At 72.6% G+C, this 7426-nt stretch carries 5 protein-coding genes and 1 pseudogene; all 6 read left to right on the plus strand.

Annotation, left to right across the window (positions count from 1 at the left end; translation table 11 throughout):
- Positions 1-498, plus strand: a pseudogene (locus tag AB0C69_RS34630) (glucose-6-phosphate dehydrogenase); the annotation flags it as partial.
- A gap of 230 nt (positions 499-728) precedes the next feature.
- Positions 729-3383, plus strand: coding sequence for an NB-ARC domain-containing protein (locus tag AB0C69_RS34635; RefSeq protein WP_360359337.1), 2655 nt, complete (start codon positions 729-731; stop codon positions 3381-3383).
- A gap of 74 nt (positions 3384-3457) precedes the next feature.
- The gene (locus AB0C69_RS34640) at positions 3458-4669 is read left to right on the plus strand and encodes a histidine kinase (RefSeq protein WP_360359340.1); all 1212 of its coding nucleotides are present in this window, start codon (positions 3458-3460) and stop codon (positions 4667-4669) included.
- The gene (locus AB0C69_RS34645; RefSeq protein WP_345179664.1) at positions 4666-5319 is read left to right on the plus strand and encodes a response regulator transcription factor; all 654 of its coding nucleotides are present in this window, start codon (positions 4666-4668) and stop codon (positions 5317-5319) included. Before AB0C69_RS34640 ends, AB0C69_RS34645 begins: the two co-directional genes overlap by 4 nt.
- A 155-nt stretch (positions 5320-5474) precedes the next feature.
- Positions 5475-6104 (plus strand): hypothetical protein, encoded by a 630-nt coding sequence (locus AB0C69_RS34650; protein ID WP_360359343.1) that lies wholly within the window; start codon positions 5475-5477, stop codon positions 6102-6104.
- 42 nt (positions 6105-6146) lie between these two features.
- Entirely contained in the window at positions 6147-7331 is a 1185-nt protein-coding gene (locus AB0C69_RS34655; protein ID WP_360359346.1) for a serine hydrolase domain-containing protein, read from the plus strand.
- The last annotated feature ends 95 nt before the right edge of the window (positions 7332-7426 follow it).

Here is a 7426-nt window from a genome sequence, read left to right on the forward strand (position 1 = left end):
TACGCGGCGCTGCGCCTGCGCATCAACAACTGGCGCTGGGCCGACGTCCCGTTCTACATCCGTTCCGGCAAGGCACTGGGCACCACCGACCTGGAAGTGGTCGCCCAACTCCGCACCCCGCCCACCACCTACTTCGACGGCGCCCCAGAGCCCAATCTGATCCGCTTCCGCATCCAGCCCGACGCGGGGGTCACGTTCGACCTGCTCGCCAAGGTCCCCGGACGCGACAGCACCCGGAAAGTCCCGCTCAGCGTGGACTTCACCAAGGTCCTGGGCCCGATGGAGGCGGCCTACCAACGGATCCTCACCGACGCCGTGACCGGCGACCCCCGCCGGTTCGTCCGCTTCGACCTGGCTGAAGAGTCCTGGCGCATCATCCAGCCCGTCCTCGACCTCCCCACCCAGCCCCTCCCCTACGCCAAAGGCTCCTGGGGGCCGGACGAAGCCGCCGCCCTCGTTCCCGGCGGCTGGCACGAGATCTCCACCACCTTCGACTGAGGCGCACGGAACTGGTTGCGGGGGCCGGCCACCGACCCTGGATCACAGTCATGAGCTTCTCCTGAAAGCTTGGGTGGTTCCCGGCTGCCCGGGCTGAGATGCCAGGCTCGGTGAGTGGTCGCGCCCCTGTGCGCAACGGCGGGCGATGCGGGCGAACTTGTCCTACATTGCTGGTACGAACGCTGCCCGCATCGTCGGCTGCGGGCACGGTGACCTCTGCGGAGGTGGCGATGGCCACGCAGGCGGTGCTTGCCTGGTACGAGGCGATGAGGACGTTGGAGCGTCGCGCCAAGGACGTCCGGCGGAAAAGGCACCCGAAGGCCCAGACGTCGCGCCGGGCGGCCGCGCGTGCCTTGGCCAGACCGCCGTACAAGGTGGAGCTGAACGCTCGGCTGATCAGCGCATGGCTGCCGGACGATCCGAACGCGGCGCATGTCCCGCGGTTCTCCGACCCCGAGGTCACCGAGAAGGTATGGGCGCTCATAAGGCTGTGGAGCGATTGGGCCGGGGCGCCGGGGCCAGACCGCACCTATTGGATGGATCTGCTGGAGGCGGCTCAGCCCACCCGCGGCCGTCCCGCTCGCGGACGCGAGCGGGCCACGCGGTCGACAGGCATTCCCGCGCAGTTACCCGGCGTGCCCGCGGACTTCACGGGGCGGATCCGCGAGCTGGCCGAGGTGAAGGCCAGGTGCGGAGAACGGCGTCCGGTCGATGGCGTCAACTCCCCCGCCCTCCTTGTGATCACCGGACTTGCGGGGGTCGGCAAGTCGGCGCTGTCGTTGCGTCTCGCCCACGATCTGGCGCCGGAGTATCCGGACGGTCAGCTCTACTGCCGCCTGCGCGCGGACGAGGGAACGCTCGACGAGGGGCTGGTCCTCGCCCGCTTCCTGCGTGCGCTGGGGGCCCCGGGGGACATGCCCGAGGACACGGCGTCCCGGGCCGCGCTGTTTCGCGAACTGCTCCTCGGGCGGCGAATGCTCATCCTGCTGGACGACGCCACCGACGCGTCGCAGGTGCGCTCGCTCCTGCCGGCCGACGGCGGATGCCTGGTCGTCGTCACCAGCCGCAACGCCCTGCCCGCGCTGGAGGGCGCACAGGGCTACGATCTCGGTCTGCTCGACGAGCGGGAGTGCGTGTCGCTGCTGTCGAAGATCGTGGGCGCGGATCGGATCGGGGCCGATGAGGCGGCCGCCCGGAGCATCGTGGAGGTGTGCGGGCGGCTGCCGCTGGCGCTGCGGATCGCCGCCGCGCGGCTCCGCGCCCGCGCCGACTGGACCCCGGGCCACCTTGCCTCCCACCTGTGGGACGCGCGCCGCAGGCTGCACCATCTCAAGGTCGGCGATCTCGATGTGCGGGCCGCCTTCGAGTTGTCGTACCGCGCGCTCGACGCCGACGCCGCGCGTCTGTTCCGCTCGCTGGCCGCGCGGCCGGGCCCCACGTTCGCCCTCGGGCTGGCCGCACGCCTGCTCGACGTGCCCGAATCGGAGGCCGAGGAGGTGGTCGACCGCCTCGTCCTCGACCATCTGGTGGAGCCGGCCGGCGCTCCCGGGCGCTTCTTGATGCACGATCTGGTCTGGTTCTTCGCTCTGGAACTGCTCGACGATTCCGGTCCCGACGGCCCCTCGCAGGCGATGGCGCGCAGCTTCGGCTGGTACAGCGATCATCTCTTGGCAGCGCTCACCGGTCTGGGCATCCGGGAGGGACTGTGGGGCGAGCCGGAGTCCAGGCCGGCCCCGGCGGAGGCCCTGTCGTGGCTGGACGCCGAAGAGCCGAACCTCTATGGGCTCCTGGGGTTGATCGACCACCACGGGCTGGACGCCGCGACGGCCGAGCTGGCATATCCCCTCAGCCTGCTGGCCGAGCAGCGCGGCGTTGGGGAGGTGGCCGAGTGGATTCTGGAGATCGGGACAGCGGCCGCGCGGCGAGCCGGGCGGAATTCCGAACTCGCGTTGCTGCTGTTCGAGAAAGGGGATCGATGGATCGACGAGCGGCCACCGTCGCCGGACGACGCGATCGCCTGCTGGCGAGAGGCTCTCTCCCTGCTGGCCCCTGGGCCTCCCGGTGTGGTCGGGGCACTGCACGCCCGGCTCGCGGACGCTTACCGGGACCTGGGCCGGATCACCGATGCCGAACGGGAGTCCGCGGCCGCGCAGGCGGCTCTGGCCGCGATGGATCCCGAGGCCGGCCAGTTCGCCGCGGCGGCCTACCAGGCCAAGCAGTTGCTGGACGCCGGGCTCTCGCAGAAGGTCATCGATCTGCTGGAACCCCTGGTCCCGTCGCTGGAGGGTTTCGTGGACCCCGAGAAGGAGCTGAGCCTACGCAGACCTCTTGGAGAGGCGTACCTGGCCCGTAGCAACCATCGGGCCGCGCAGGAACAGTTCTCCGCATGCCTGGAAATCTGCGAGGAGCGCGGTCTCCACAGCTACCGGGCGTCCATTCTTCTGGGGCTCGGAACCGCCTTCTACGCCGGCGGCCAGTCGTTACGAGCCCTCGACACGTGGAACGAGGGCCTGGAAGCCGCACGAGAGGCGGACCTACCCGGCATGGCCGCCCGGTTGAGCCACGCCCTGGCGCTCCACCGCTACAACCAGCGCGACTACGCGGCGGCATGCGAACTGTTCGCCGCCGCGGCGGAGCACTTCGCCGCCGCGTCGCAACCGTTCTCCCTGGCGGGCGCTCTGTCCCGGCTGGGGGTGTCGCACGCGGCCGACGGCGACGTCAAGGCCGCCGCGATCGCGTTCGACCGGGCGTTCGACGTGCTGAACCGCGCGTCCGACCAGGCCCGGGCCGAGAAGAACCGCCGCGCGCTTCACCAGATGCGCCGTCTATGCCTCAAGGGGGTACGCCTGCCACTCGGGTCGCCCGTAACGGCCGCCCTCTATTGAGACGAATGCTCCGGTTGTGAAGATCCGTCGTGCGAGCGAGGTGGACGTGTCGTGCGGCGGCCGATACTGGGGGGATGTCAGATCGGTTGCGCGGTTTCGGTTTCCCCAGGTGGCTGCGGCGGCGGCGTGGGGAGGACGGCCGCCTCGTGGACGTGCTGGTCGCCGCGGCGGTCGCCGTCCCGGTCTTCGTGCCGTTCGCCACGGCGCCGGAGGTCACGCCGCTCGGAGTGGTGTTCAACCTCGGCACGGTCGTCCCGCTCGTGTGGCGGCGCCGGGCGCCGTTCGCGATCGCGCTGGTGGTCGCGTGCTTCGCCATGGGGGTGTCGCTGCACCACCGGCCGGGCCAGATGCTGCAGTACGGCGCGCTGGTGGCGATCTACACCCTTGCCGACCTGGGGCGGCATCGCTGGCAGAGGTGGGGTTTCATCGGCGTGATCGTGGCGTCCATCCCGCCCGGCGCGCTGCTCGTGAAGAACAACGACGCGGGCGAGTTCATGTTCACGCTGCTGCTGCCCATGACGGCGTTCCTGCTCGGCACGCTGGCGCGGACCGCGCGGGAGCGGTCGAACGCGCTGGTGGAACGCTCCGCGCAGCTCGAACGCGAACGCGAGGCGCTCGAACGCGAGCGCCAGGCCGAGGCGGCGCGGGCGGCGGCGGAGGAACGGGCCCGCATCGCCCGCGACATGCACGACGTGCTCGCGCACGCCGTCAGCCTCATGGTCGTTCAGGCGGAGGCCGGTCCGGTGGTCGTCCACACCGATCCCGGCCAGGCCGAACGGGTCTTCGACGCGATCGCCGACGCGGGCCGGGACGCGATGACCCAGCTGCGGCGCACGCTGGGCGTGCTGAAGGAGGAGCAGGACCACGGCGTACGCGCGCCTCAGCCGACCATCGGCGCGCTGCCCGGCCTGGTCGAGCACGTCAACCGCACCCAGGTCCGCGTGCGGCTCACGGTCGAGGGCGTGCGCCGCGGCCTGGCCGCCGACGCCGACCTGGCGGCGTACCGCATCGTGCAGGAGGCGCTGACCAACACGGTGAAGCACGCCGGCGCGCGGACGGCCGAGGTCCTGCTCCGCTGGACCGACCACGAACTGGAGATCACGGTGACCGACGACGGGCGGGGCCGGGACGGGGCCGATCCGGGCTGGCGGCGGGGCGGCGACGGCCTCATCGGCATCGGTGAACGCGCCGCCGCCTGCGGCGGCACGGCCGAGGCCGGTCCCCTGCCGGGCGGCGGGTTCCGGGTCTCGGCGACGCTGCCCTGCGCCGCGGCGGTGGCCGCGTGATCCGGGTGGTGCTCGCCGACGACCAGGAGCTCGTCCGCACCGGCTTCGCGATGATCCTGGACGCGCAGCCCGACATCGAGGTGGTGGGCGAGGCGGAGGACGGCGCCGCCGCGGTCGCCGCCGTGGGCGAGCACGACCCCGACGTCGCGCTGCTCGACATCCGCATGCCGGGCATGGACGGCATCGAGGCCGCGAAGGCCGTGTGCGCCGGGACCCGCACCCGCGTGATCATGCTCACCACGTTCGACCAGGACGACTACGTCTACGACGCGCTCTACGCCGGGGCGAGCGGGTTCCTGCTCAAGGACGTGCGCCGCGACGACCTCGTGCACGCGGTCCGGGTGGTGGCGGCCGGGGAGTCGCTGCTCGCGCCCACCGTCACCCGCCGCCTGATCTCCGACATCACGCGCAACCGCCCGCGCGCCGGCGCGGCGGTCTCCGACCGCCTGTCGGTCCTGACCGAGCGGGAGCGCGAGACCCTGCGCCTGCTGGGCCGCGGCCTGTCGAACGCGGAGATCGCCGCGGCCATGGTCGTCAGCGAGCACACCGTGAAGACCCACGTGAGCAACGTCCTGGCCAAGCTCGGCATCCGCGACCGCACCCAGGCCGTCATCGCCGCGTACGAGACCCGGCTGATCGAGCCCTCCTGAAGGTGCGGCTCCCTCGCGCGGGGGAGCCGCACCCCGGTTCTCCCCCGCATCACCGAGGCCCGAAGACCCCTCGCGACGGCGATCCCCCGGACCACCGCTCTCCCTGAAGATCGAGAACGCAGGGACGCAAGCCTCGACCTCCGGGAGAACCGCTCATGACCAGGATCGCCTTCCATCTCGCCCCCGCCCTCATGCTCGCCTACGGCGCCGTCCGGCTGATCGACGGCCGCGACGGGCAGCACGGGCCCGGCCCCGCCTGGACGGTGGGCCACCTGCTCTTCCTGGGGTCGCTGCTCCTGTACGGGGCGGTGATCGCGGGCCTGTGGCGGCGCATGCCGGTCGCGGAGGGCGGCAGGGCGCGCCGGGTCACCGCCGGCGCCCTCACCGCGATGGCCGCCGTCGGGCTGGTCACCTTCGTCCGAGTCGCGATCATCGACATCGTCGTCGGCCTGCGGGCGGCGGACTCCGCCGAGAAGAGCGCGCTCTCCGACCGGTACGCGGACGTTCCGGCCGTGCTCCCCCAGGCGTTCTACGAGATCGGGCCGGTGCTCTTCATGCTGGGCCTGACCGCGCTGCTCGTCCAGCACGCGGTCGTCGGCCCCCGGCGCGCGTCGGTCGCCGCGAGCCCCGTCCTCGTCGTCCTCGCCTTCGTGGTCATCACGGTCGACCTGGACCTTCTGCCGGCGGGTGCGGCCCTGATCTGGCTCGCCCTCTTCCCGCACACCCGGGAGCAGAGCCAGTCCATTCCGGCGCACCGCGCGGCCAAGGCCTCCGCGGCGGCCTAGCCGGACGCGACCACCCGTCACCACCGAACTCAGGGAGCGAACATGATCAAGCAGATGCGTGCGCTGCGCGGCGCAATCACCCTGGCCGTGGCAGCCGGTGTCGCGGTGAGCGCGCTGACCGGCACCGGCACGTCGCGGGCCGACGGCGCCGCGGGAGTCGGCGGCGCCGCCGACCAGGCGGAGCTGCGCCGGCTTCTGAACCGGCTGACCACGGTCGACGGCGGCCCCGGAGCGCTCCTCCACCTGCGGGAGCAGCGCGGCAGCACGGTGCTGACCAGCGGCGTCGCGGACGTGAACAGCCAGGCGCCGGTCCCCCGCGACAGCGGTTTCCGGATCGGGAGCATGACCAAGCCGTTCGTGGCCACGGTCGTGCTCCAGCTGGTGGGAGAGCACCGCGTCTCGCTCGACGCGCCGGTGGACCGGTACCTGCCCGGTGTCCTCCGCGGATACGGCGGACCCGGGCGGAAGATCACCGTCCGCCGGCTGCTGCAGCACACCAGCGGCGTACCGGACTACCTCGCCTCCCTGGACCCGCAGGAGATCCTCAAGGATCCGCTCGCCCACCACGACACCCGCGACCTGGTGGACCTCGCGCTCGCCCGTCCGCCGGTCTTCGCGCCGGGCACCGGCTGGAGCTACTCCAACACCAACTACCTGCTGGCCGGCATGCTCATCGAGAAGGTGACCGGCCACACCTGGGGCGAGGAGGTCCGGGAGCGCATCATCGCCCCGCTGGGCCTGCGCGGGACGTCCGTGCCGGGGGACGCCTCGGCGATCCCCGGACCGCACCCGCGCGGGTACGTGCGGCCGGGCCGGGACGCGCCGCTCGTCGATCTCACCGCGTTCAATCCCTCGGTCGCGGGCGCGTCCGGCGGGATGATCTCCAGTGGCGGCGACGTGGACCGGTTCCTGGGCGCGCTCGTCGGCGGCGAGCTGCTGCGCCCGGCCCAGCTGCGGGAGATGATGAGGACGCGGCCGACCGGCGCCCCGGACGGCCGGGCCTACGGCCTCGGCCTGGAGAGCAGGCCCCTGCCCTGCGGCGGCCTGTACTGGGGGCACGGCGGCGACGTCTTCGGGTACGAGACCGCGAGCGGCGCCACGGTCGGCGGCAGCCAGGCGACGGTCATGGTGAACCTCGACCCGGGCGGCTCGGACGCGCAGAGCGACGACATGAAGAGAGCCGTCCAGACGGCGCTCTGCCAGGGCCGGTCCATGACCTCCCGGTAGCGCACGCGCGAAGGCCGGACGGGGCGGGGGCCCGCGCGCCACCGTCAGATTGGGCGGGTCCCGCGGGGGGGGGGGGAGCGGGGCGGGGGAGCGCG

Source organism: Actinomadura sp. NPDC048032 (assembly GCF_040653175.1).
Classification (GTDB): Bacteria; Actinomycetota; Actinomycetes; order Streptosporangiales; family Streptosporangiaceae; genus Spirillospora; species Spirillospora verrucosospora.